Below are 23,176 nucleotides of genomic sequence, written 5' to 3'. Positions count from 1 at the left end.
TGTGGGGTCACGTTAATCTATTTCTATCTAGGATTTCTCTTTTTCATAGAAGCCTTCAATTTCTGCAATCGGTTTAAGGCGCATAATCCCTTTATCTACAGCGATGAACGAATGGGAGAGAAAGAGTGCTTCTTTCACATTATGGGTGACATAGAGAATCGGAATGTTGAAACGATCGGGGATCTCAATAAGGTAACTTAAAATCTCCTCTTTTCTTGCTTGGTCGAGTGCTGATAATGGTTCATCCATTAAGAGAATATTGGGAGAGCTAAGAAGTGCACGACCGATAGAGATTCTTTGTTTTTCTCCACCTGAGAGATAAGCGATTCGTTTTTTGAGGAGTGGTTTAATTCCAAGAAGTGTCACAATATCTTCAAAGAGTAGATCATCTTGCGCTTTCATCCCATAGTGGAGATTTTTTTCAACAGAGTAGTGGGGAAAGAGTGTTGGATCTTGAAATACATAACCGATACCCCGTTTATGAATCGGGAGGGAGATCTTCTTATTGGTATCTAATATAGTTTTATCGTTGATCTCAATAACGCCTTCTTGAGGTGTCATCTTGCCGGAGATAAAGTTAAGAAGGGTGGTTTTTCCAGATCCTGATGGCCCGAAGATAGAGGTGATTCCTTTAGGGGGAAGTGTCAAATCAGCTTGAAAAGTAAAGTCTTGGAATCGGTGGGTAATATCTATTTTAATCATAAGATGGTGACTCTTGTTTACAGGTCCAATTGAATTAATGCCAAGAATTTATGCCAAACCTAAGCGCTTTTTATGGGCTCGCTGAAGTGCTTCAGAGAGAATAAGCGCAACAAAGGAGATCGCAATGGCGATAATACAGAGCCGCATTGTCTCAGCTTCTTGGTTCGGTGTTTGGATAAGGGTGTACATCGCTAGTGGTAATGTTCTTGTCTCTCCCGGAATATTAGAAACGAAGGTGATCGTTGCGCCAAATTCTCCGAGTGAACGGGCAAATGCGAGGACAACGCCGGCAATAATTCCCGGCATTGAGAGGGGGAGTGTTACGGTAAAGAACATCTTAAGTCGTGATGCACCAAGGCTACGAGCTGCAAATTCTAAATTGCGATCAATAGATTCAAAACTGATCCGTATTGCACGAACTAAGAGGGGGAAAGAGACTACGGCAGAAGCAAGTGCCGCACCTTTCCAGTTAAAACTAAAGGAGATACCAAAAACTTGATTGATCCATTTTCCAACATAACCATTTTTACCCATGGTAATCAGAAGAAGATAACCGATCACCACTGGGGGAAGAACAAGTGGGAGATTGATAAAGCTATCGAGGATCGTTTTCCCTTTGAAGTTTTTTCGGGCAAGTATCCAAGCGCATAAGATGCCGATCGGAAGGCTTGCTGCAATAGCGACACCGCCAATTTTAAGACTTAATAGAATGATTGACCATTCATACTCTGATAAAAACATCAATAGAGTCCTCTAGTTGAGTTAACTTAAGATGGAAATGGATTATAGAAATCTTGTTAAATCTCATTGTCGAGATGCGATAGGGGCGCAAGAGATTATAGAGAATGGGAGATCATAGAGATATAGATATAGATATATATAGAGAGAGAGATATAAAAAAACATATTCACATAGGTTAAGGGGGACCTATGTGAATATGTAGGCTCTACCAGCAATCAGAGATGATTTTAAAGAGAGACTCTAAATGCATGGTATTTTTTACTGTTCATCCCATCTTATTGTTTGATTAACCTTGCTACTATTGTAGAGCAGGGCTTAGGAGAACATTAATATGATTATCTCTACAAGTGTCTCATCATCTTTTGATGATCACTCTCGTATCGATCCCTTACTTTTTAGTAGGTACGGCAAAGCCATACTTTTTGAAGATTGTTGCTGCATCATCACTTAAAAGATAATGATAGAAACCCTCTACCGCAGGATTTGCCTTATCTTTTATGATTGCGATAGGGTACTCAATAGGCTCATGAAGATCCTCAGGGAAAGTTGTGACAGTTTTAACCTTTTGGCTAATACTTGCATCAGAGGAGTAGACAACCCCTAAGTCAGCCTCTTTAACCTCAACAAGAAGGAGAGCGGCACGAACGTTTTGTGCTGCTGCAACTCTTGGCTCAACTGTTTTCCAAACACCTAATTTCTCAAAAGATTCTTTTGCATAGAGACCTGCCGGAACATGGTCAGGATCGCCTAGTGCGATACGAGTTTTTGCCAGCGCATCTTTCCAAAACTCATTGGATGAGAAGTCAACTTTATACTCAATAGGATTTTCATTAAATGTAATGAGCGCCAACTCATTTTTTACAATATTGGTGCGTGTTGCATTATCGAGAAGATCTTTCTCCTCAAGATAATTCATCCAGCTCTGATTAGCGGAGATGAAGATATCTGCCGGTGCGCCTTGCTCAATTTGGCGTGCTAAGTTAGAAGAGGAGTCATAGAGTGCTTCAATTTCATCTTTTTTATCCTCTTTTTGGTAGGCGACTTTGATCTCATCAATTGCGTTTTGTAATGATGCTGCAGCAAAGAGCGTGATATTCTCTGCGCTAGCGAAGACGCCAGTAGTTGCCAAGATTAGGGTAAGTGCTGTTTTTTTGAATTTTAACATAGTATTCCTTAAGAACATTGAATAGGTGATTAAAGATCGGATTCTCCGACAAACTCTTTTTCTATGAGGTTCTCTCTATGGATGAATAATCTGTTAAGAAAGAGGTGATAGATGGATAATTAGATTAATTAATAAGACTTATTAGAAATAGACTTATTAGAAATAATACGATTAATTGTCACTATTAGTAATTACCCAAAGTAACTAGATGAAGAGATTGAGGATCCTATCTATCAGCTGTTTAGGAGATCTACCTTTGGGAATCGGCACTAAAGAATTGCCACTAAGGGTCTCTATTAAAGGTGAACTTAAGATTCAAAGAGAATTTGCTTTCATGGATTGGGGTATAATGTGGTGATAAAAATGAGCATAAGATCAATGAGCGTGTTAAAAAACAGTTAATGATCACCATATATGTTTATTTATCATGTTTATTTATTAGTAATCGATAGAACATTACAGATGATCGGAGATTATTGATGATAGCTCACATATTACTAATTACAGATTGCAAATTATAGATTACTAACCTATTACGTAAAAGATTGAGGCAGAGAATGTTAAAAGAGCAAGCACCTAAATTATTATGGCAACACTTCATGGAGATGAGTGCAATTCCTCGTCCCTCTAAAAAAGAGGAGAAGATTCGCACTTTTTATAGGGATTATGCGGAGCAGAAGGGGTTTGCTTATCGTGAAGATGAGATCGGTAATATTGTGATTGAAAAGCCGGCAACACCTGGATATGAAGATGCACCGAAAATCATACTGCAGGGGCATATCGATATGGTTTGCCAAAAACGGGAGTCGAGCGATCATAATTTTGATGAAGATTCGTTACAACTACAGGTGAAAGGTGATTGGCTCTATGCAACGGATACAACTTTAGGGGCCGATAATGGTATTGGTGTTGCGGCAGCGATTGCTATTTTAGAAGATGAGAGTGCAGAGCATGGGCCGTTAGAGGTGCTTTTAACGGTGGATGAGGAGCAGGGAATGGGAGGCGTTCGCCATCTTCAGCCCCATTGGCTTCAAGGGGAGTATCTATTAAATCTGGATAGTGAAGAGGAAGGCGTCTGTATTGTTGGTTGTGCCGGTGGCGTTGATATTGTTCTGACAAAGTCGCTCCATTTTGATCAAGAAGCTCGTGGTCTCTTTTATGAAGTGGTTGTCGAAGGGCTGCGTGGTGGTCACTCGGGGATCGATATTGATAAAGAATTAGGGAATGCTAATCAACTTTTAGCAGAACTTCTCGTTGATTATGCTCATCAATCAGCACTTCGTTTAGCGCTTTTTGAAGGTGGGACATTACGCAATGCGATTCCTCGTTCAGCGCGAGCTGTTGTCGCTATTCATGAAGCGCATAAGGCTGACTTTGAGGCGCATCTTAAGGAGAGAGAGGGGATCTTTAAAGAGCGTTTTAAAGGTATTGATGAGGGGGTTGCGATTCGTCTGACAGCAGTTGACTCTCAAGCGACACTCGATGCCGAAAACTCACAAATGCTTTTAAATCTACTGTTACTGCTCCCGAGTGGTGTTATTCGACGCTCAACGGAATTGCCCATTGTTGAGACAAGCTGTAATTTAGGAGTTGTCACCATTAATGAAGAGAATGGTTTAATGGCTGAGTTATTAGCACGATCAATCACTCATCATGGTGTCGACCAAGTTCGTTCACGGGTAAAGGCATTAGCGATCATGGTTGATGCATTTATGGAAGAGGGAAATGATTATCCTGCATGGCAGCCAAATTTAGAATCGCTTCCATATCTCAAGTTACTAGAGGTCTATCGTGAACAGACAGGTGAGTCGATGGAAGTTTCAGTGATTCATGCTGGATTGGAAACGGGGTTATTAGGGGAAAAGTATCCACAATTACAGATGGTGAGCTTTGGTCCTACAATTAAGGGAGCGCACTCACCAGATGAGCGGGTCAATATTCCAAGTGTAGCCCGTTTTTATGAGTTACTGAAGGCATTATTAAAAGCGTTAAAAGAGAGAGAATAGGTGTAAGAGAGATTGAAAGCCACTCTATTTAAGAGTACGACCTTAGGGTATACACAATCTGTGTACATAAATTCAGTTTAGTTGCTCAGTTAAGTTACTAGACTGAGTGGCTAAATTATTAATGATAGTAGAAGGAGAGGACAAGTTATGAGCGAATATAAGAAGGTCTATGATTTTGATCAGATCATCAATCGTCGCAACAACAATTCCGATAAATGGACAGCTTACTCAAAAGAGATCCTACCGATGTGGATTGCTGATATGGATTTTAGAGCCGCAGATGAGATTATTGATGGGCTTGTCGCAATGTCACAAAAAGGGGTTTATGGTTATGGGAAAGTGAGACCTGAGCGCCTATTAGAGGCTATTGTCTATCGTTTGCAGCGCCTTTACGGATGGACTATCTCCAAAGAGAGCATTGTGATGTTACCCAGTCTAGTGACGGGTTTTAATATTGCTGCAAATATGGTTTATCGTCGTAATCCTAATGCACACTACCTCTACCATACGCCGGCATACCCTCCTTTTATTGCAATTGAGCAGAATGTCGGAACAAAAGGGATCGGTGTTCCTCTAAAAGAGATTGTAGAGGGAAATATTATTCGCTATGAGATCGATTTTGCATTGATGGAAGAGATGGTGACGCCGGAGACTGAGATCTTAATGCTCTGCAACCCACAAAACCCATCAGGGCGTGTCTTTACGAAGGAGGAGCTATTAGAGATTGAGCAGTTTGTTATTAAGCATGATCTTTTAGTCCTTTCTGATGAGATTCATGCTGAGCTTGTGTGGGAGGGAGAGCATACACCGTATGCAACTCTTTCAGAAGATGCCAAAAATCGTACAATTACTCTAATTTCTGCAAGTAAAACCTTCAATCTTCCCGGTTTAAGTGGTGGTTTTGCGATTATTGAAAATGATGCGTTACGTGATGAGTATCATAAAGCGATGATCGGGCTAGTACCGAGAATGAATGTTTATGCGATTAAAGGGGCGGAACTTGCTTTCGATTATGGGGATGAATGGCTATCGCAGCTCAAAACATATCTGACTGCCAATAGAGATCATGCTGTTGCAGAACTTTCTAAAATAGAAGGATTGCGCTTAGTTGTTCCGGAAGCAACATTCTTACTCTGGCTCGATTTTAGTGATACTGCTCATAAAGATGAGGCTTATAGACGACTCTTAGAAGCGGGTGTTGCCTTAAATGATGGTAAAACCTTTGGTGCGGAGGGTAATTATGTTCGCTTAAACTTCGGAACGTCGAGAGAGCTATTGGATAAAGCAATTACAATTATTCAAAACTCACTACATTAGAATAGTTGACTTGTCTATTTAGAATTATTCAAGAATATTCAAGAGTATCTAATATTAAGCACAAGTATTTAAGTCAATTTACTTAAATGATATTAAATATTGATAAGGCCAAGCTTTAATAAGACCTAATAATCTCTAATTATTTTAGAAATTGGCTTGAATCTGCTGATCTAAAACTCTTTTACTATTGAAGTAAAAGAGTTTTTTATTTTTTAAGAGAGAATCTTTTATCGCTTTTGAGGACTTTGAGTTACTTTTAGTTTTTATAGAGTTCTTACCAACTTATAACTAATTTATACAAACAATTACATTGTTATAAATAACTTTAATATAAAGTTGCTATTGTGTTAATCATCTTATTAACTTCTATCTTTTAACTCCATGTTGGCAGATATTGCTTCTTTGAGGAGAATTTTTTGAAAGGATGTTGCGGAAATGTTTAGATTGTTAACTTAGTTTTAAGTCCATCAGATCTTATTTTTGAAATTTATTTAGAAGGTTTAAGGCTACGCCTAACAACCAGAATGAGAAACTAGAGCTTTATGCTGATCATGATTAAAAAAATTATAGTTATGCTCTAAGTTAAGGGATTATTAGAGGTAGAGATTTATGAAAACTAATCGACAAACTCATCATTTATTAAACGACGAGAGATCATTAGAGGACTCTACGGATTATCAGATCGATGAAGTTGATGAGGTTGATGATGTTGAGGCAGAAGAGATCGATGAGTTTGAGCGTATCTTGCAAAAAAGTGATGATCAATTTCGGGGAACAGATGATCTCCTTTATCGTTATTATACGGAGGTGGGGCGCTATCCTCTGTTAACGGCTGAAGAGGAGAAAAAGTATGGTCTTTTAGCACAGAAAGGGGATAGGGAAGCGCGTAATATTTTGATGCAGAGTAATCTTCGACTTGTAGTCATGATTGCTCGCCGGCAGCAGAGGCAAGGAATTGATCTACTTGATCTTATTTCAGAGGGTAATTTGGGGCTTAATCATGCTATCGAAAAGTATGAAGCGGATCGTAATTATCGCTTTTCAACCTATGCTGTATGGTGGATAAGACATTATATTAGTAGCGCAATTATGAATCAGAGCCGAACTGTTCGAGTTCCAGTTCATGTTAATAAAGCGATTGCACGATTGGTGAGAATTGCAAAAAAATTGGCGCAAAAGCTCAAAAGAGAACCTACTATTAAGGAGCTTGCAAAAGAGAGTAAATTAACGATTTATGAAGTGATGAATCTATTAGCGGATAATGAAGCGATCTTTTCGCTCGATGCCTTAATTACACAAGAGGGGGATGGGCAAGATTTTCACCATATTATTCCAGATCAAGAGAATATCGATGTTCCTGATTATTTAATGAAATTGGAGAAGTTTTCTGTATTAGAGTCTCTACTTGCCTCTTTAGAAGAGAAGGAGAAAGCTGTTATAGTTTATCGCTTTGGTCTAAATGGTCGACGCCAGAAAACACTCGATGAAACAGGAGAGAAGCTCTCATTGACACGAGATCAGGTGCGTTATCTGCAGATGAAGACATTGGAGAAGATGAAAAAGCTCTTAAAAGATCAAGCGGTGGAGATGGAAGATCTTCTTTTCGAATAGAATAATTATTTCGCTACTCATGAGCGATTGAGTGATTGAATGTAATTGAGCAAGATTGATTTCAAAAGAGATGGAGAACTCCTTTGTGCACGTTGAACTTGAAATTGGAAAATGTATCCCCATTAATTTCCTGTAAGCTCTCTCTGTAGAGAGTTAAAAAATGCGTTTTCGCAAAACATTCTAAGTATCAGAAGCGAAGGAATCATGTTATAATGATCCGCTTAAAAATATAAAGCCAGCGGTAGCGCGTTTGTCCGTGTACTTATTAATTGAGGGTGTCATTCTAAGTTATGAGCAATCAGTCAGATCAAAAAAAGCAGGATCAGCTAAAAAAAGAGCAAATTAAAAAGCTTATCGCTTTTGGTAAAGAGCAAGGATATCTTACCTATGCTGAGGTTAACGACCATCTTCCAAAAGGAATGGTAGACCCTGAGCAGATCGAAAGCATAATTGCGATGATCGAAGATATGGGGATCTCTGTGCATGAAGAGGCGCCAGATGAAGACACTTTAATGTTAAGTGAAAGTGTTGATAGTGACGACGCGGTTGAGGAAGCAGCAGAAGTATTAGCAAATATTGATGATGAAGAGATCGGTCGTACAACAGATCCTGTTCGCATGTATATGCGTGAAATGGGAACGGTCGATCTATTAACGCGTGAAGAAGAGAAGCAGATAGCGATCCGTATCGAAGAGGGCATTCAATCTTCACTTAACTCTTTAGCGCTCTATGTTCCAGCGACCTATCATCTTATCGACTCATATCATGAAGCGATTAAAGAAGAGGGGCGTATTACTGATCTAGTGGTAGGTTTTATCGATCCTAGCTTCTTCCTTGAAGATGAAGAGAAAGAGGATGAGGAAGTTGAAGTTGAAGATACTGCAACCGGTCCCGATCCTGAAGTTTTAGCAACAAAGATTACCGAGCTTCAAGCGATTGTAGATGAGCTGAATGCAATTAAAGAGAAAGAGGGAGCAACAAGTAAATCGGATCGTATTAAAGAGGTAAAAGCATCTTTACGTGAAAAATTCCTCGAATTCCAGTTAGCACCTAAATTTCAATCAGAGATGTATGACCGCTTACGTGCGACGATCGATCGTATTCGTCCATTAGAGCGTAAGATTATGCAGATCTGTATCAGTAAAGCAAAGATGCCGAGAACTGAGTTTTTAAAGATCTTTCCAAGAAATGAAGCTAATAAAGCGATCTTTAAGGATGATATCTTTAAGCGTAAGGCGAAATATGTGGAAGCTCTTATAGAGTATGATAAGTATATCTATGAGTATCAAGATCGATTAGCGAAGATCGAGCAAGAGACAGACCTTACAATTTATGAGATTAAAGAGATCAATCGTCAAATCTCTATTGGAGAGGCGCAAGCTCGTCGTGCGAAGAGAGAGATGATTGAAGCTAACTTACGACTTGTGATCTCTATTGCTAAAAAATATACCAATCGTGGATTGCAATTCCTAGACCTTATCCAAGAAGGGAATATCGGCTTGATGAAGGCGGTCGATAAGTTTGAATATCGTCGTGGTTATAAGTTCTCTACTTATGCAACCTGGTGGATTAGACAGGCTATTACTCGTTCAATTGCAGACCAAGCTAGAACTATTCGTATTCCTGTTCATATGATTGAGACGATCAATAAGCTCAATCGTATCTCTCGTCAGTTACTTCAAGAGTTAGGTCGTGAAGCAACGCCTGAAGAGATCGCAGAAGCGATGGGTGAGACGGAAGAGCGCGTTCGTAGAGTTCTTAAGATCGCACGTGAGCCTGTCTCTATGGAGACGCCTGTTGGTGATGATGAAGATTCAAGCCTTGGAGATTTCATTGAGGATGTCTATGCAGTATCTCCTATTGAGTCCGCAACAGATGAGGGCTTAAATGAAGCAACCCGTGAGGTATTAGATACCTTAACTGCACGTGAGGCAAAAGTTCTGAGAATGCGTTTCGGTATCGATATGAATACCGATCATACGCTTGAAGAGGTGGGTAAACAGTTTGATGTAACGCGTGAGCGTATTCGTCAGATTGAAGCAAAAGCACTACGTAAATTGCGCCATCCTAATCGTTCAGAAGGACTTAAGAGCTTCTTAGATGCGGATTAGATCTAATCGATCTGTCTAAATTATCTGTTAAGAGCATCTGATTGATTTTAGAACTCTTATACAGGATAAGAGATATAACCCCGAGCTATTATTTGAGTGATACTCGGGGATTTTTATTTCTTCTATTAATTTCTTCCGTTAAGATTGAATATAGATATAGAAAGAAGCATTTCCCGCAGCAGTCATTTGTAATAGTCATTTGTAACAGTTATTTTCAATAGCTACCTACAATAGTTATTTGTGAAAGATATTTGCGAAATATTCTACATTTTAGAGATAAGAGCATGAAGAGTATCAAGTTTTCTGTAGCCCCTATGTTAGATTGGACCGATCGACATTGTCGTTACTTTTACCGTGTGATGAGTAAAGAGGCGTTACTCTATAGTGAGATGGTAACAACGGGAGCAATTCTCTATGGTGACCGCGATCGGCATCTCTATTTTGAAGAGGCGGGACCTGTAGCTCTGCAGTTAGGCGGATCGGATCCAGAAGATTTAGCGAAAGCGGCTAAGATCGGTGAAGCATATGGCTATAGTGAGATCAATCTCAATTGTGGTTGTCCCTCTGATCGTGTTCAAAAAGGGAGCTTTGGCGCTTGTTTGATGGCAGAACCCGATCTTGTTGCCGAATGTTATAGTGCAATGGCTGAATCAACCTCATTGCCGGTAACGATTAAGACGCGTATTGGGATTGATCATGAAGAGAGTTATCAGTTTTTAGCAAACTTTATTGATAAGGTGAGCGACAAGGGTTGTAATCACTTTATTTTACATGCCCGTAAAGCATGGCTATCAGGTCTTTCACCTAAAGAGAATCGCGAGATTCCTCACCTTAATTATGAGCGAGTCTTTGAAATTAAGAGAAATTATCCGCATCTTGAAATTGCGCTCAATGGTGGCGTCCAAGATTTAGCACAAACAGAGCTTCTTTTAGAGAGCGTTGATAGTGTTATGGTCGGGCGCTCAATCTATCATAATCCTTACCAGATGGCGCATGTTGATCAACAAATTTTTGAGATTGATGTGCCGATTAAAAGTCGTTTTGAGATTATTATGGAGATGGAACCCTATATTACAAAACATATCAATAGTGGCGGGCGGTTGAATCATATTGTTAAACATATGTTGGGATTATTTCACGAAGTTCCAAGAAGCCGGCTTTGGCGTCGTTATTTAAGTGAAAATATGCATCGGGAAGGGGCTGACTTTCAGGTTGTATTGGATGCTTATCGACAGCTAAATGCATAATTTTTTGCTATTTTTCATAGATTCATCATACTTTTTTAGTATATTAAAAAAGATTGAAATAAAATAAGTTAAAATCAACAAAATGAATATAACAGCAGATGTCAAAAACGATATTAAAATTTGATATTGAAGTTTGATATTGAAATTTGATGTTGAGGTTTAATATTGAGATCGATGTTGAAGTCGATGTTTAAATGAATAGTATTAGGTTAATGACGGTATGATCTTGGGTATTTGTATCGATATTGTTAATAACCGGTCCCCAATTCCGATAGAAAAGGATTTATTATGAAGAAGCAGATAATTGGCTATACACTCTCATTAGCGCTCGCAGCAGGAAGTGTTGGTTATAGTGCTCCCCTCGATCTCTTTGAAGAGAACTATGAAGCTATCAATAGAGCACTAGTCGGTCCTGGGGTTATCTCTCAGTTGTCAGATTATGCTATTGAGATTGAGGCAACGACGAAGAGTGAGAATGTTGCAGATTTTACCGCAGATCTCCTGATGGATTTTGGTGGTACTCCCAATCAAGTTCTTAAAAGTGAGGAGAGAGGAGAGGTTGTCTTTACAAATTATGCTGAGGGACAGGGTGTTGCAACAATACTCTCTAAAGCAAATATTGCTCTTTATCAAGAGGAGGAAGATGCAGATTCCATTCTCTTCTTAAAAGCGGAAAATGTAGAGCAACAGGGGCAGATTGATCAAGAAAATAGTCAATATAAGTTTACTTATCGTTATCCTGAAGTGATTATCTTCAATGATGAAGGGGCTATTGATGTTGCCACTGTCAATGAGATCAATCTTGAGGGTATTTATGGTTTTAGCCAAAATTTTGAAAAACGTGATAGTGTCAATATTGATTACAAGTCCGGAAAAATTGTTATCAAGCCAGAAGGTCGAGATGAAGCTTTAGTCACCATCGAGGGAAGTAATGGTTATTGGGTTGAGAATAATGGTGAAAAGGTACAGAAGTTTCTTTTTGAGCTCAATAAGATATTTGTAAAAGAGAGTGATGAAGATCAGCCCTTCAGTGAGATCCTAATGGATCGATTAACCTATGCTGCTGGTGCTGAGCTGATGGATGAAAAGCCTTATATTCATGGTCACTTTGGTATCGATAAAATTGAGGTGAAAGTTCTTGCCTATAAGTTGGCGGCATTACCTTTTGGTGATTTCAATCTCAAATTGCAGTTAACAGAGTTAAGTGATGATCTTTTTGAGAAGTTGGAAGTATTGCGACTTAATGAGGCAGATACTCTTAATGAAATTTTAGTCAATAGCTCATTTAAGATGAGTGACTTTGTCGTTCCAGGAAGTCGACTCAATATCTCTATTGCCGGTGATTTAGATGAAGATCATGCAAAGATGGATCTCTCCATTATGCCAAATGCTGCCTTTATTGAGAAAGTTTCAACGCTCAATTTAGAAGATCCTGATGCATTTTCAGAAGCGTTCTCAGGGTTGACTTTCTTTGAATTTGTTAACCAATATATTGATGATTTAGTGGTAAATGTAATGATTGATAAGAGTTACTTTATCAATCTAGGAAGCAATGTTTTGTTGAGTCAGGGAGAAGCTGACAATCAGGAAGCGGCAAAACGTCAAATGAATGAGTTCTATAAAGAGTTTATGGTGCTTGCAATGGTTATTAATAGTGGTATGCCGGTCATTGAATTTTCACCACAAGGAATTAGTTCCGATATTCGCTATAATGGTGGTGTATGGAGCGTGAATGGTCAGGAGATCGACTTAGAACTTATCGCCTCAATGTTTAGTGAATAGTATTTAGCGTTTTAATAGTTGAGATGGAGGGAGGCGCGAGTCTCCCTTCTTACTTTGTAAAAGAGAGGAAAAGATGAAAGCAACAATTCAAAATGATGTTAAAGATGCAATGCGTGCAAAAGATCGGGAGAAAGTAACAACTCTACGAGCTATTTTAGCGGAGATCCAAGAGGCAGAACTGCAAAAACGTGGTGAGGGTCTCTCTGAAGCAGATTATTTAACGATTCTTAATCGAATGGTTAATCAGCGTCGAGAATCGATCGATCAATTTAAAAAGGCAGATCGTATCGATTTAGTAGAGAAAGAGGAAGCGCAGTTAGTACATATTATGCCTTATTTACCAGAGCAGCTCTCTGATGCGGAGATTGTGGCAATTATCGATGCAGCAATGGCAAAATTGGAAGTGAATGATATGAGCGGTATGGGGAAATTGATGAATGCTGTTCGCCCAGAGCTTCTTGGAAAAGCGGATATGGGTGCTGTAAGCGCTTTAGTGAAGAGTCGTTTAAGCTAATCTTTTGATCCTATCTATTTTATTGAGAGCAATCTACTGTATTATTGGAGTAGATTGCTTTTTGTTAATGATCATTTAGATCCGCATTAGATCCACATTAGATCTGCATTAGAGCTTGAAAGGTCAGTATAGGAGCTATGCAGGGTTTATACAGAATTTATAAGTTTATTGGATCTATTAGAATGTTGGATTTCTAGTTGCTTCAGAGGGAATGATAAGTATGAGTCGTGGTAAAGGGTTTATTCCTCGAGATTTTATCGATCAATTAGTTGCAAGGGCAGATATTGTCAGTGTGATTAATCAACGCGTTCCATTGAAGCGAGCAGGCAGTAACTATAAGGCTTGTTGCCCTTTTCATGATGAAAAGACTCCTTCATTCACAGTGAGTGAGCCCAAGCAGTTTTATTACTGTTTCGGTTGTAATGCAAGTGGTAGTGTTTTAGATTTTTTGATGGAGTATGAGCGATTAGAGTTTGTTGAAGCAGTTGAAGTTCTTGCGCAGATTGAGGGATTAGAAGTTCCTTATGAGAAGCGTAACACAAGACCCAAAGAGGTAATTAAACGAGAGAGAGGGCTGCTTGAGATTATGGAGCTAGCCCAATCCTTCTATCAACAAGCCCTTAAAGAGGGGGATGGTACAGAAAGAGCGATCCAATACCTTCAAAAAAGAGGTTTAACAGGTGAAGATGCAAAAAAGTTTGCAATAGGGTTTGCGCCGGTCGGTTGGAATAATTTAATGACAGCCCTTATGCGAGAGGGGATTTCGGAGTCGCTTCTTTTAGAAGCAGGACTCTTGAGTGAGTCAGAAAATCAGCGACGCTATGATCGTTTTCGAGATCGAATCATGTTTCCTATTCGTAATCGGCGGGGTGAGACGATCGGTTTTGGTGGGCGAATTTTAGATCAGGGAGAGCCTAAATATCTCAACTCACCCGAAACTCCTATTTTTCATAAAGGAGAGGAGGTGTATGGTCTTTATGAGTTGCGCAAGTATCAACGTGATTATGAGGAGATTATAGTTGTTGAGGGCTATATGGATGTCATTATGCTCTCTCATTATGGGATTGGGAATGCTGTTGCAACATTAGGAACCGCAATCGCATCACGACAGATCGAGCTTCTCTTGCGCTATACATCTCGTTTAGTCTTCTGTTTTGATGGCGATCGAGCAGGTATTGCTGCTGCACATAAAGCGATGAATGAAGCTTTGCCGGTGATTGCTGCAGGTAAAGAGATCTCATTTCTCTTTCTACCAGATAATGAAGATCCCGATAGTTATGTCCAAAAAAGTGGGACAGAAGCCTTTTTACAGTTGATTAAAGAAGCTGAACCTCTCTCTAAATTCCTCTTTGATGCTGCAGAACGAGAGGTCAATATGGGCTCTTTTGAAGGGCGCTCACAATTTTTAGAGAATGTTGGTGAAAAAATTAATAGTATGCGCGATATCCCGCTTCGGGATTTTTTGCGAGCAGAACTTGGTCGAAGAGCGAATCTTTCGGCAGGAATATTGAATCGTTACGTTAGAGAGGGGAGAAGTACGCCCCAGCGTCGACATGTTGATTTTAGTGCAGGACTCTCTCTAATTGAGCGAATTGTTATTTTACTTTTAACTAACCCGGCATTAGGGCGAACTCTTCAAGGAATGCATTTTCTACTTGAAAGCGATGACTTAGAGCAGAATCATCTCTATGAGATTATTACAGCTATTCAAGATTACCCGCATCTTGAGAGTGCGGCGCAGCTCATTTTACATTTTCAAGATGAGCCATGGAGTGATTGGCTCCGAAATCTGGCTACACAAGAGCTTCTAATCTCAGAAGAGTTACAAGAGAATGAGTTAAAAGATCTCCTCAAGCAATTAACGAGAGGAGAGACGCCCCTAAAAAAGGTTTTAGCAAAGCTGCAAAACAATGAGCCTTTAACTCCTGATGAGTTGGCTCTTTTGAGAAACCCTTAGGTTAATTTTACTAATGCAATAGTCTTAATTAGATAGGGGTACTATTGAAAATAGAATTTGTAAATTTATAATAATTATATTCTTATATCTGTTGATATGTCCCTGGTTATCTTGCCTGTTTTATCCCTTAATTTATTCTTGTTTGTTGTTTTTATAGGCAATGTTATCGTTTTAGTTTAATAGAAAGTCGATAAGTTCTATTTTTGTTTCTGTTGAGATATTGGTATCTAGCTTCTGCTCTAAAAAATCTAAAGCAGTTGCAATTTTTTTATAATAGGAGCGCAAATTAAAGTTTCTATCTTGATTGAGTCCATTTTCCCCAAATATTAGGTACTCAACATTAAAACCTAAGGGGTACAGGGAGTATAAAAACTTTAAGTTTGGGATAGACTTATTCGCCTCATAAAGACTAATAGACATTTGAGATATATTTAGTTCTTTGGCTAATTCTGATTGGGTCATCGAGAGCTTGACCCGTTCAGACTTTAGTCTTTGTCCAAAAGATTCTAATAAGTGGTCCAATTTTATTTTCCTTTAGAAGTATGTATAAAATATTAGATGCAACGATTATTTGATATTTAAAACTATTCTTGACTGACAATAATATTATCAATAAGTGGATCAGCCGACTAATTTTATCTTAATAGTTAACTTATATTTCTAAACTTTAGTTTTGAAACAAAAGAAAAGAGTCTGTTTTTAACAGTTAAAGTTAAAAGTACAATATAAAAAATCATCAGTTGAGATATATTTTTAAACTTAATGGTTACTATTTATTGATTTAAACGAAGTTTTAAAACTTGGAAATTTAAAACTTAAATATTTTTTTGATGCAGATAACTCAAAAGCAAAAGGATATCGAGTTGTGTGTCTGTTTTTCATGGTTCATAACTCAGTTCATATTTTGTAGTAAATGTGGTTTTTTGTTATTTATATCATGGAATGATCTCTATTTCGATATAGTTTTGATCTATCTTTTAGTTGATATCTCTATGTTTTAGAGTATTTTTGATTATTTGAATCCCAATAGAGAACTTCTTGCTAGAAGGTTTGAGTATGTCTCGCTCTTCTATTAGTAATCTTAAGTCATTCTATTGATAGATCTATCATAGAAAAATATTGATTTTATCAAGTCTCCTGACAATAAAATATCCCCTAAGTCTCCTGTTAGTTAGATAATAGGTTCTTAGGGGATTTATCGATTCTTATTGGAGTTTATTTGACCTCTATATTTGCAATTATAGCCAATAATTTTTTGCTAATTATCCAAGCTACTAGAAGGTTGGTTTTAGATGTGATAACCAACGTTTTTCACAATATCTAAAGATTGCAACCAGAACAAAGGTCAGTAGCAGGTAGACGATTGCCGCGATAAGAAATGGAATGAAGGGGGAATAGGTGATGCTATAGACTCTACGCGCCCAGCCTAAGATATCGATCAGTGTTAAGACGGACGCTTGTGCCGTTCCATGGAGCATAAAGATCACTTCATTGCTATAAGCAGGTAGTGCTCGTCTAAACCCAGAAGGAAAGATAATCCGGCGAAAGAGTGTCAATTTACTCATACCAAATGCAATGCCGGCTTCAATTTCGCCTTTAGGGGTATGCTTTAGAGCACCTTTAAAGATCTCTATTGTGTAAGCACAGGTATTGAGTGTAAAGGCGATTAATGCACATTTATAGGCGTCAGTTAAGACATGATCCCAAAGCCAGCCACTATTGCGTACTGCTTCAAATTGACCTAACCCAAAGTAGATCAGATAGATCTGAACAAGAAGTGGTGTTCCTCTAAAAAAGTAGCTAAAGAGCTCAATCGGAAGTGTAATAAAACGATTTTTAGAGAGCGCTAAAATAGAGAGAGGAACGGCAAAGAGTAGCCCTAAAAGAGAGGCTATAACAGTCAGCTTAATCGTTAGCCAAACAGCTGGTAATAGGTCGGGCAATTCCGGAAGAATAGCATCTAATGCATCCATCATAGTGATACCTCGTTATTAAATCCTGTACTATAGTGGCGCTCTAGATATTTAATAATCAGAATGGATGCTGATGTTAAGAGTAAAAAACCTAACGCTGTAACAAGATAGAAATCGAAGGAGAGACGTGTTGCTTTACCTGCATTGTTTGCGATAAAGACAAGATCATGTAATCCGATAAGAGAGACAAGCGCGGTTGTCTTTAACATCACTAACCAGTTATTGCTTAATCCCGGCAAGGCAAAACGCATCGCTTGAGGAAAGATGATTCGGCGATAGAAGTGGGGTTTTGACATGCCAAGCGCAATAGATGATTCAAATTGCCCTTTCGGAACAGACATTAAAGCGCCTCGAAATGTCTCTGAAATAAATGCACCAAAGATTAGGCCGATGGTAATAATCCCCGATACAAAAGGATCGAGAAAGATCGGGCTAAGATTAAGAAGCTCTGTTAATTGGTTCATCAACTCCTGTAATCCAAAAAAGATTAAGAAGATGAGCACAATATCCGGAATGCCACGAATTATTGTGGTATAGATCTTTGAAATTGACCGCAATAAGCGATGCTTGCTAAGCGCAAGTAAAGCGGAACCAAATCCCAATATTACGGCAATAATAAAGGAGAGCAGACCGAGGGCAATAGTGATGAAAAACCCCTCAAGGAGTGAGGGGCCATATTTGATTATCTCACTCAAACTTATTCTCCAAAGCTATCTTTCAGTTCGACAACCCGATTGAAGACTAACTCTTCTGCTTTAGAATCGCGAGCATAGTAACCAATACGTTCAAATTGATAGGCTTGCTCTATCGGCGCATCTGCTAATGCCGGCTCCCCTTTACCATAGACAACGGTCAGGGAGTCTTTGTTGAGATAGTCAAGCATATCTCCTGGCATTCCTTGAGGATTCTTCTCTGTAAAGAGAACATCATAGTTATGAATGGTAATATCGATGGCATCCTTAGCAGAGACCCATTGAATAACACCACGCGCTTTAACGCCTTCGACATTCTTTCCGAGTGATCCTGGAATAATTTCAGCAATAACTTCTACAATTTCACCATTCTCATCCTTAATAACTTCGGTTGCTTTGATGATATAGGCGCCACGGAGACGAACATAACCGTCAAGCACAAGACGTTTATATTTCTTATTCGCTTCCTCTTTAAAGTCAGCGCGATCAATATAGAGTGTATTGCTAAAGTTAACGCTACGAGTTCCACGACTCTCATCTTGAGGATGATTGGCAATTTCCAATAATTCATCATGAGGAAGATTAGTGAGAGTCACTTTTAACGGATCGAGAACTGCCATGCGGCGATCTGCCATCTCATTGAGGACATCTCGCATCGATTGACTCAATTGTTGCAGCTCAATCATATTTTCTGATTTTGTAACACCAATGCGATCACAGAAGAGACGGAGCGCTTCTGGTGGGCATCCACGACGACGAAGCCCTGAAATGGTCGGCATACGAGGATCATTCCAACCATCGACAATTCCGGTGGCTACCAGTTGTGTTAAAAGACGTTTTGACATCACGTTATATTCGATATTAAGACGTGAAAACTCATACTGTCTTGGCGTATGAGGCATATCGGCATTTTCAACACACCAATCATAGAGTGGGCGATGATCTTCAAATTCTAATGTACAGATTGAGTGGGTAATGCCCTCAATGGCATCACTTAAGGCATGTGCAAAGTCATACATTGGATAGATGCACCACTTATCCCCTGTTTGGTGATGAGCTTCGTGGCGAATACGATAGAGCGCCGGATCTCGTAGATTCATATTAGGAGATGCCATATCGATCTTAGCGCGAAGCACCTTAGCGCCATCTTCAAATTCCCCTGCACGCATGCGCGCAAAGAGATCGAGATTCTCTGCAATAGAGCGCTCTCGATAGGGGGAGTTAATGCCGGGCTCTGTTAAGGTCCCGCGCATTTGGCGAATCTCTTCAGCACTACTATCATCAACATAGGCTAACCCTTTTTTGATAAGGTGTATGGCTGCTTCGTAGAATTTTTCAAAGTAGTCCGATGCATAGAAGAGATCATCCCACTTAAATCCTAACCATTCGACATCTTTTTTGATCGCTTCAACATATTCGATCTCCTCTTTTGTCGGGTTAGTATCGTCAAAGCGGAGATTACAGCGACCGCCATAATCTCTCGCAATGCCAAAGTTGAGGCAGATAGATTTTGCATGCCCAATATGCAGATAGCCATTTGGTTCCGGTGGGAAGCGTGTATGAATATCCGATGGACGCTGGTATTTTCCGCTCTCTAAATCTTTATCGATAATTTGACGAATAAAGTTAGTGCGAACAATATTTTCAGACATAGTTCTAGTTGCCTCTGCTTTGGTAAATAATAGTGGATCAAATGGCTAAGATAGTAGCACATTTATCCCTATATTTCGATTATTTAAACGTCTATTCCTTACTCGATTCTCCCTTCTTTATTTGGGTTGAATCTTCGAGCACGGCAGTGATCTGATCGATATTGTGCTTAAAAAGACCGATATAATCATTTGCTGGTGGTGTCGTTGTTAAAGCATCAGAGTAGAGAATGCCACCATCTTGTAAGTTAAGATCTTTTGCTAAGGTCTTAATAAACCGGGAAGGGGCGATATTTTCACTAAAAATTGCACGAATATTCTCTTTTTTAACAAGCTGATAGAGTTCAGACATTCTTTTTGCCGAAGGTTCAGCAAGAGGGTTGAGGTTTGAGATAGCGATAAAGTGTAGATCATAGGCTTTCGCAAGGTATCCAAAACTATCGTGAAGAACCATCAACTTACCATTATGATCGATGGGCTTAAGTAGATGAATCGCATAGTTATTAAGTGCTTCTAATTCACGTTTATAGGCTTCGAAGTTATTTTCAAAATAGGCTTCCGATTCAGGTTGTGCAAGTGTTAAGCCGTTACGAATATTTTCAGTCATAATGATGACATTTTTAGGGTCTTGCCAAATATGGGGATCAAACTCACCATGATGATGGTCGTGGTCGTGGTCGTGGTCGTGGTCGTGGTCGTGGTCGTGGTCGTGGTCGTGGTCGTGGTCGTGGTCGTGGTCGTGGTTGTGGTCGTGACCGTGATCATGATGATTCTCATCCTCATGATAAGGTAGGAGAGGGACATTATGACTTGCATCGACAATAATGCCTTCATAGCGATTAGCTTCTAAAATTTTATTGAGCCAGCTATCAAAATCCACACCATTGAGTATCACCACATCAGCATTCTGAATTTTAATAATATCTTTGGGGGTTGGTTCAAAGCTGTGGGCATCTTGATCTGCCTTGATGATGCTTTCAACATCAATCTTCTCTTGGCCGATATTTTGGGCGAAATCTTCCAAAATAGAGAAGCTAGTAACCACTTTTAAAGGTTCTGCCAGTGAGATGGAGAGTGGAAATAGAAGAGCGCCTATAGCACTTATTAAGAGACGTTTCATTGTCGATATCCTCAAATAATAGTTTTTAATGTTTCCTTGAGAGTCGATCGAAAGGATCGAGCACTCTTTGCAGTGACCTTTTGATAGGCCTACTTAATATGATAGCGTGCTTGTCAATAGTTAAATGCAAATTATCCCTTAAATTTTTATCTAAGAATGACATTTTAAATAACACTTGAAGGAAAGCTTTAAGGATCAATTTTATTTTGCAATATAATTAAAGTAAGTTACACTTCTTCTTATAAAGTATATAAAACATATAAATTAAGTTTTCTAGAAGGAGTGTTGTGAGGTGGTACGCAATATAAATCAGAACGGGAAGAGCATTGTTGCTTTAAAAAAGATATTAGTCCTATTACGAAAACCCTTTCTTGCAGGGGCTCTTGTGGGAATTTTGACTCTGGGGTTAGTTGGCTGTAGCGCAGATCATCGGGAGAATGAGATTGTGATGGGTGTATCTCCAGGACCCTATAATGAGCTGTTTGACGAGGCAATTGCTCCGATACTTGAAGCAGAAGGTTATACCATTAAGCGCATCAATTTTTCTGCATTAATAGAGTCTAATATCGCAATGTTAGAAGATGCCGTAGATGTGGTGGTTGCCCAGCATGCCGGATATATGAAGGTCTTTAATGAGCAGCGTGGTACAAACCTTGTGGCTTTAGCGAAGATTCCAACGGTTCCTGCTGGGATCTTTTCAAATCGTCATCAACAATTAGTCGATATAAATGAAGAGATGACAATTTTAATCCCACAAGATGCATCGAATGCTGCAAGAGCTTATGGTTTATTAGCAAAGGCTGGATGGATCACCTTAGCACCAGATATTAATCTGATGGCGGCAACACGGAATGATATTGTCGCAAACCCTTATCATTTAAATATTAAAGAGGTTGATTCCCATCTTATTCCTCGAGTCTTGGATGATGCAGATTTTGCTGTGATTCCGGGGAGCATAGTCTGGCTTGGTCAGATGGATGCTAGCAAAGTATTGCTCCAAGAGGATCTTTTGGAAGATCTCTATCTTCAAGTTGTTGTTTTAGATAAAAATCGTGATAGTGATTGGGCAAAGGCGATTATTGCCGCGTACCAATCGCCTGAATTTAAGCGCTATATGGAGGTGAATAATCAGAGTAACTACTGGATATTGCCACCTGAGTTAAATGCAGATTAATAGATCGATCTTACTGCATCTCTATTATCTCTAGTTAGCGTTGGATACTGCAGGAATTAATGCCGGCGCTAACCCCTCTCCTTCAATCTCACTTTCTAAGGATTTAGCAAAACCGAGATGATTAATCCATAAAATCTCTCCGCTTTTTCGCTCTTTAAGCAACCAACAGTTATCTCGTTCCCAAACAGGAATTTTTGCCTCTTGTAGTAATTTTTTTAATTGTTGACTGCGCTCCCGATAGAGCGGGTGAAAGCGCTCACCACCTTGTCGTTTAACGAGTAGAAGATCATCAGCTGAAAATTGTTGCCAAAAATGGCGGCTCGGCGCATTGCTACTAGGAGTGAGTTGAAAGGATTTAAAGGAGGATAAGACCTCTGATTTCTCTTCTAGATAGAGGTAATCTTGGAAATAGAGTATGACGTAAGGATCGAGCTCAAAACGAGTTTGATGGGTTGGGGCTCCGTCAAGAAAGACTCTTATAAATTCAGTAAGCTGGCGTTGTGAGAAGATAAGATTATAGGGACGAATCCAAGCCTGTAGTAGATTTTTTTGCCGTGCAAGGCTCAGTTTTTTTAGAGAGGGGAGGTGTAGCTGAGGAGCAACTCTTTCTAAATCTCCTTCTGCTCTATCTGTCTCTATTTCCTTTTTTTGAGCGATTTTTTCAAGATCAAGCATCGCAAGTTCTAAGAGGAGATCATCCGCCTCTTGCATAAATTGTGTAACTTGATAGAACGCTTCTTCATATTGTGGAAAGGAAGTCTCCATCCGCTTGAAGAGATCATTTCGGATAATATTGCGCTCCATATCATCAGCCTCGTGATTTGTGTAATCTTCTAACCAGGGGAGATTGAGTGCAATTGCCGTTTCATAAAGCGTCTTTTTAGAGATAGAGAGAAAAGGGCGGAAAAGATCGATATCGTAAGCACCAAAGCGAACGGTATTAAAATCTCGCATAGCACCAAGGCCTCTTGTGCCTGAACTTCGAAGAAGTCGTTGTATCAATGTTTCTGCTTGATCAGAGCGATGGTGGGCAACACAGAGAAGGGAGTTAGGTTGCATTGTCTCTGCAAATTTAATATAGCGCATCTCTCTCCCTGCAGCTTCGAGCCCCGACATCTCTTCTAAATCAAAAAAAGCTTCATAGTGGTAATGGGTAAAACCATAAAACTCGGCACGTTGGCGCGCAAAGTTTGCCCAAAGATGGGAGTAATTATCATGCCAGTTATGATTAACATGAATTGTATAGATCGGGGGAAGTTCCTCTCTAAATGTATAGAGCCAATGGAGTAGGGTATTGGAGTCAACACCGGCACTGAGGGCTAAGTAGAGAGCCTCTTTCTGTTGAAGTCTCTCCCGATAGCGGTTGAAGATATCAAAATACCATTTTGGTAGGGGACTCTGCTTTTGCATTTAAT

18 protein-coding genes are annotated in these 23,176 nt (G+C 39.4%); 9 read left to right on the top strand and 9 right to left on the bottom strand.

The annotated features are described in order from the left end of the window. Positions 1 to 27 precede the first annotated feature (27 nt). The 3 genes from DC082_RS11005 to modA form a co-directional block, all read right to left on the bottom strand. On the bottom strand, positions 28 to 702 hold the full coding sequence (locus tag DC082_RS11005) for a molybdenum ABC transporter ATP-binding protein (protein ID WP_109235851.1): 675 nt from the start codon (positions 700 to 702) through the stop codon (positions 28 to 30). Positions 703 to 750: 48 nt separating this feature from the next. Then, positions 751 to 1,443, bottom strand: a complete 693-nt coding sequence (modB, locus tag DC082_RS03985) for a molybdate ABC transporter permease subunit (RefSeq protein WP_109235850.1) — start codon at positions 1,441 to 1,443, stop codon at positions 751 to 753. A gap of 388 nt (positions 1,444 to 1,831) precedes the next feature. Next, entirely contained in the window at positions 1,832 to 2,608 is a 777-nt protein-coding gene (gene modA, locus DC082_RS03980) for a molybdate ABC transporter substrate-binding protein (protein ID WP_229821573.1), read from the bottom strand. A gap of 557 nt (positions 2,609 to 3,165) precedes the next feature. Here modA and DC082_RS03975 point away from each other — a divergent pair. From DC082_RS03975 to dnaG, 8 genes are all read left to right on the top strand, one after another. Further along, on the top strand, positions 3,166 to 4,614 hold the full coding sequence (locus DC082_RS03975) for an aminoacyl-histidine dipeptidase (protein ID WP_109235848.1): 1,449 nt from the start codon (positions 3,166 to 3,168) through the stop codon (positions 4,612 to 4,614). A gap of 147 nt (positions 4,615 to 4,761) precedes the next feature. Then, on the top strand, positions 4,762 to 5,931 hold the full coding sequence (locus DC082_RS03970) for a MalY/PatB family protein (RefSeq protein ID WP_109235847.1): 1,170 nt from the start codon (positions 4,762 to 4,764) through the stop codon (positions 5,929 to 5,931). A gap of 609 nt (positions 5,932 to 6,540) precedes the next feature. Next, positions 6,541 to 7,542 carry a sigma-70 family RNA polymerase sigma factor gene (locus DC082_RS03965; RefSeq protein ID WP_109235846.1) on the top strand — a complete coding sequence of 334 codons (1,002 nt, stop codon included), beginning with the start codon at positions 6,541 to 6,543 and terminating at the stop codon, positions 7,540 to 7,542. Positions 7,543 to 7,832: 290 nt separating this feature from the next. Continuing rightward, a complete protein-coding gene (gene rpoD, locus DC082_RS03960) occupies positions 7,833 to 9,653 on the top strand; it encodes an RNA polymerase sigma factor RpoD (protein WP_109235845.1) in 1,821 nt (606 codons plus the stop codon). Positions 9,654 to 9,937: 284 nt separating this feature from the next. Continuing rightward, entirely contained in the window at positions 9,938 to 10,900 is a 963-nt protein-coding gene (gene dusA / locus DC082_RS03955) for a tRNA dihydrouridine(20/20a) synthase DusA (protein WP_109235844.1), read from the top strand. Between the two features lie 288 nt (positions 10,901 to 11,188). Further along, positions 11,189 to 12,682, top strand: coding sequence for a YdgA family protein (locus tag DC082_RS03950; RefSeq protein ID WP_109235843.1), 1,494 nt, complete (start codon positions 11,189 to 11,191; stop codon positions 12,680 to 12,682). Between the two features lie 73 nt (positions 12,683 to 12,755). Beyond that, entirely contained in the window at positions 12,756 to 13,196 is a 441-nt protein-coding gene (locus DC082_RS03945) for a GatB/YqeY domain-containing protein (RefSeq protein ID WP_109235842.1), read from the top strand. A 220-nt stretch (positions 13,197 to 13,416) separates the two neighbouring features. Next, the gene (dnaG, locus tag DC082_RS03940) at positions 13,417 to 15,153 is read left to right on the top strand and encodes a DNA primase (RefSeq protein ID WP_109235841.1); all 1,737 of its coding nucleotides are present in this window, start codon (positions 13,417 to 13,419) and stop codon (positions 15,151 to 15,153) included. Between the two features lie 171 nt (positions 15,154 to 15,324). On the opposite strand, the gene DC082_RS03935 is transcribed toward dnaG, so the two are convergent. From DC082_RS03935 to DC082_RS03915, 5 genes are all read right to left on the bottom strand, one after another. After that, positions 15,325 to 15,675: a helix-turn-helix domain-containing protein gene (locus DC082_RS03935; RefSeq protein ID WP_109235840.1), complete on the bottom strand. Its 351-nt coding sequence runs from the start codon at positions 15,673 to 15,675 to the stop codon at positions 15,325 to 15,327. A gap of 752 nt (positions 15,676 to 16,427) precedes the next feature. Continuing rightward, complete coding sequence (locus DC082_RS03930; protein WP_275665728.1) at positions 16,428 to 17,129, bottom strand: ABC transporter permease; 702 nt, start codon at positions 17,127 to 17,129, stop codon at positions 16,428 to 16,430. Then, positions 17,126 to 17,821, bottom strand: a complete 696-nt coding sequence (locus DC082_RS03925) for an ABC transporter permease (protein ID WP_229821572.1) — start codon at positions 17,819 to 17,821, stop codon at positions 17,126 to 17,128. Before DC082_RS03925 ends, DC082_RS03930 begins: the two co-directional genes overlap by 4 nt. A 2-nt stretch (positions 17,822 to 17,823) precedes the next feature. Next, positions 17,824 to 19,470 (bottom strand): glutamine--tRNA ligase/YqeY domain fusion protein, encoded by a 1,647-nt coding sequence (locus DC082_RS03920; protein ID WP_109235838.1) that lies wholly within the window; start codon positions 19,468 to 19,470, stop codon positions 17,824 to 17,826. A gap of 91 nt (positions 19,471 to 19,561) precedes the next feature. Further along, positions 19,562 to 20,587, bottom strand: a complete 1,026-nt coding sequence (locus DC082_RS03915; protein ID WP_109235837.1) for a metal ABC transporter substrate-binding protein — start codon at positions 20,585 to 20,587, stop codon at positions 19,562 to 19,564. Between the two features lie 292 nt (positions 20,588 to 20,879). Here DC082_RS03915 and DC082_RS03910 point away from each other — a divergent pair, with 292 nt between their 5' ends. Beyond that, a complete protein-coding gene (locus DC082_RS03910) occupies positions 20,880 to 21,761 on the top strand; it encodes a MetQ/NlpA family ABC transporter substrate-binding protein (protein WP_229821571.1) in 882 nt (293 codons plus the stop codon). 30 nt (positions 21,762 to 21,791) lie between these two features. Here DC082_RS03910 and tilS read toward each other — a convergent pair whose 3' ends face one another. Beyond that, a complete protein-coding gene (tilS, locus tag DC082_RS03905) occupies positions 21,792 to 23,171 on the bottom strand; it encodes a tRNA lysidine(34) synthetase TilS (RefSeq protein ID WP_109235836.1) in 1,380 nt (459 codons plus the stop codon). Positions 23,172 to 23,176: the final 5 nt, after the last annotated feature.

Origin of the sequence: Ignatzschineria indica, from assembly GCF_003121925.1 — a bacterium.
Lineage (GTDB): Bacteria > Pseudomonadota > Gammaproteobacteria > Cardiobacteriales > Wohlfahrtiimonadaceae > Ignatzschineria > Ignatzschineria indica.
This window is presented reverse-complemented; position numbering and strand designations above follow the sequence as displayed.

Coding starts and splice junctions, on each gene's coding strand:
- DC082_RS11005 (WP_109235851.1), bottom strand. CDS start 702: ATGATTAAAATAGATATTACCCACCGATTCCAAGACTTTACTTTTCAA.
- modB (WP_109235850.1), bottom strand. CDS start 1,443: ATGTTTTTATCAGAGTATGAATGGTCAATCATTCTATTAAGTCTTAAA.
- modA (WP_229821573.1), bottom strand. CDS start 2,608: ATGTTAAAATTCAAAAAAACAGCACTTACCCTAATCTTGGCAACTACT.
- DC082_RS03975 (WP_109235848.1), top strand. CDS start 3,166: ATGTTAAAAGAGCAAGCACCTAAATTATTATGGCAACACTTCATGGAG.
- DC082_RS03970 (WP_109235847.1), top strand. CDS start 4,762: ATGAGCGAATATAAGAAGGTCTATGATTTTGATCAGATCATCAATCGT.
- DC082_RS03965 (WP_109235846.1), top strand. CDS start 6,541: ATGAAAACTAATCGACAAACTCATCATTTATTAAACGACGAGAGATCA.
- rpoD (WP_109235845.1), top strand. CDS start 7,833: ATGAGCAATCAGTCAGATCAAAAAAAGCAGGATCAGCTAAAAAAAGAG.
- dusA (WP_109235844.1), top strand. CDS start 9,938: ATGAAGAGTATCAAGTTTTCTGTAGCCCCTATGTTAGATTGGACCGAT.
- DC082_RS03950 (WP_109235843.1), top strand. CDS start 11,189: ATGAAGAAGCAGATAATTGGCTATACACTCTCATTAGCGCTCGCAGCA.
- DC082_RS03945 (WP_109235842.1), top strand. CDS start 12,756: ATGAAAGCAACAATTCAAAATGATGTTAAAGATGCAATGCGTGCAAAA.
- dnaG (WP_109235841.1), top strand. CDS start 13,417: ATGAGTCGTGGTAAAGGGTTTATTCCTCGAGATTTTATCGATCAATTA.
- DC082_RS03930 (WP_275665728.1), bottom strand. CDS start 17,129: ATGATGGATGCATTAGATGCTATTCTTCCGGAATTGCCCGACCTATTA.
- DC082_RS03920 (WP_109235838.1), bottom strand. CDS start 19,470: ATGTCTGAAAATATTGTTCGCACTAACTTTATTCGTCAAATTATCGAT.
- DC082_RS03915 (WP_109235837.1), bottom strand. CDS start 20,587: ATGAAACGTCTCTTAATAAGTGCTATAGGCGCTCTTCTATTTCCACTC.
- tilS (WP_109235836.1), bottom strand. CDS start 23,171: ATGCAAAAGCAGAGTCCCCTACCAAAATGGTATTTTGATATCTTCAAC.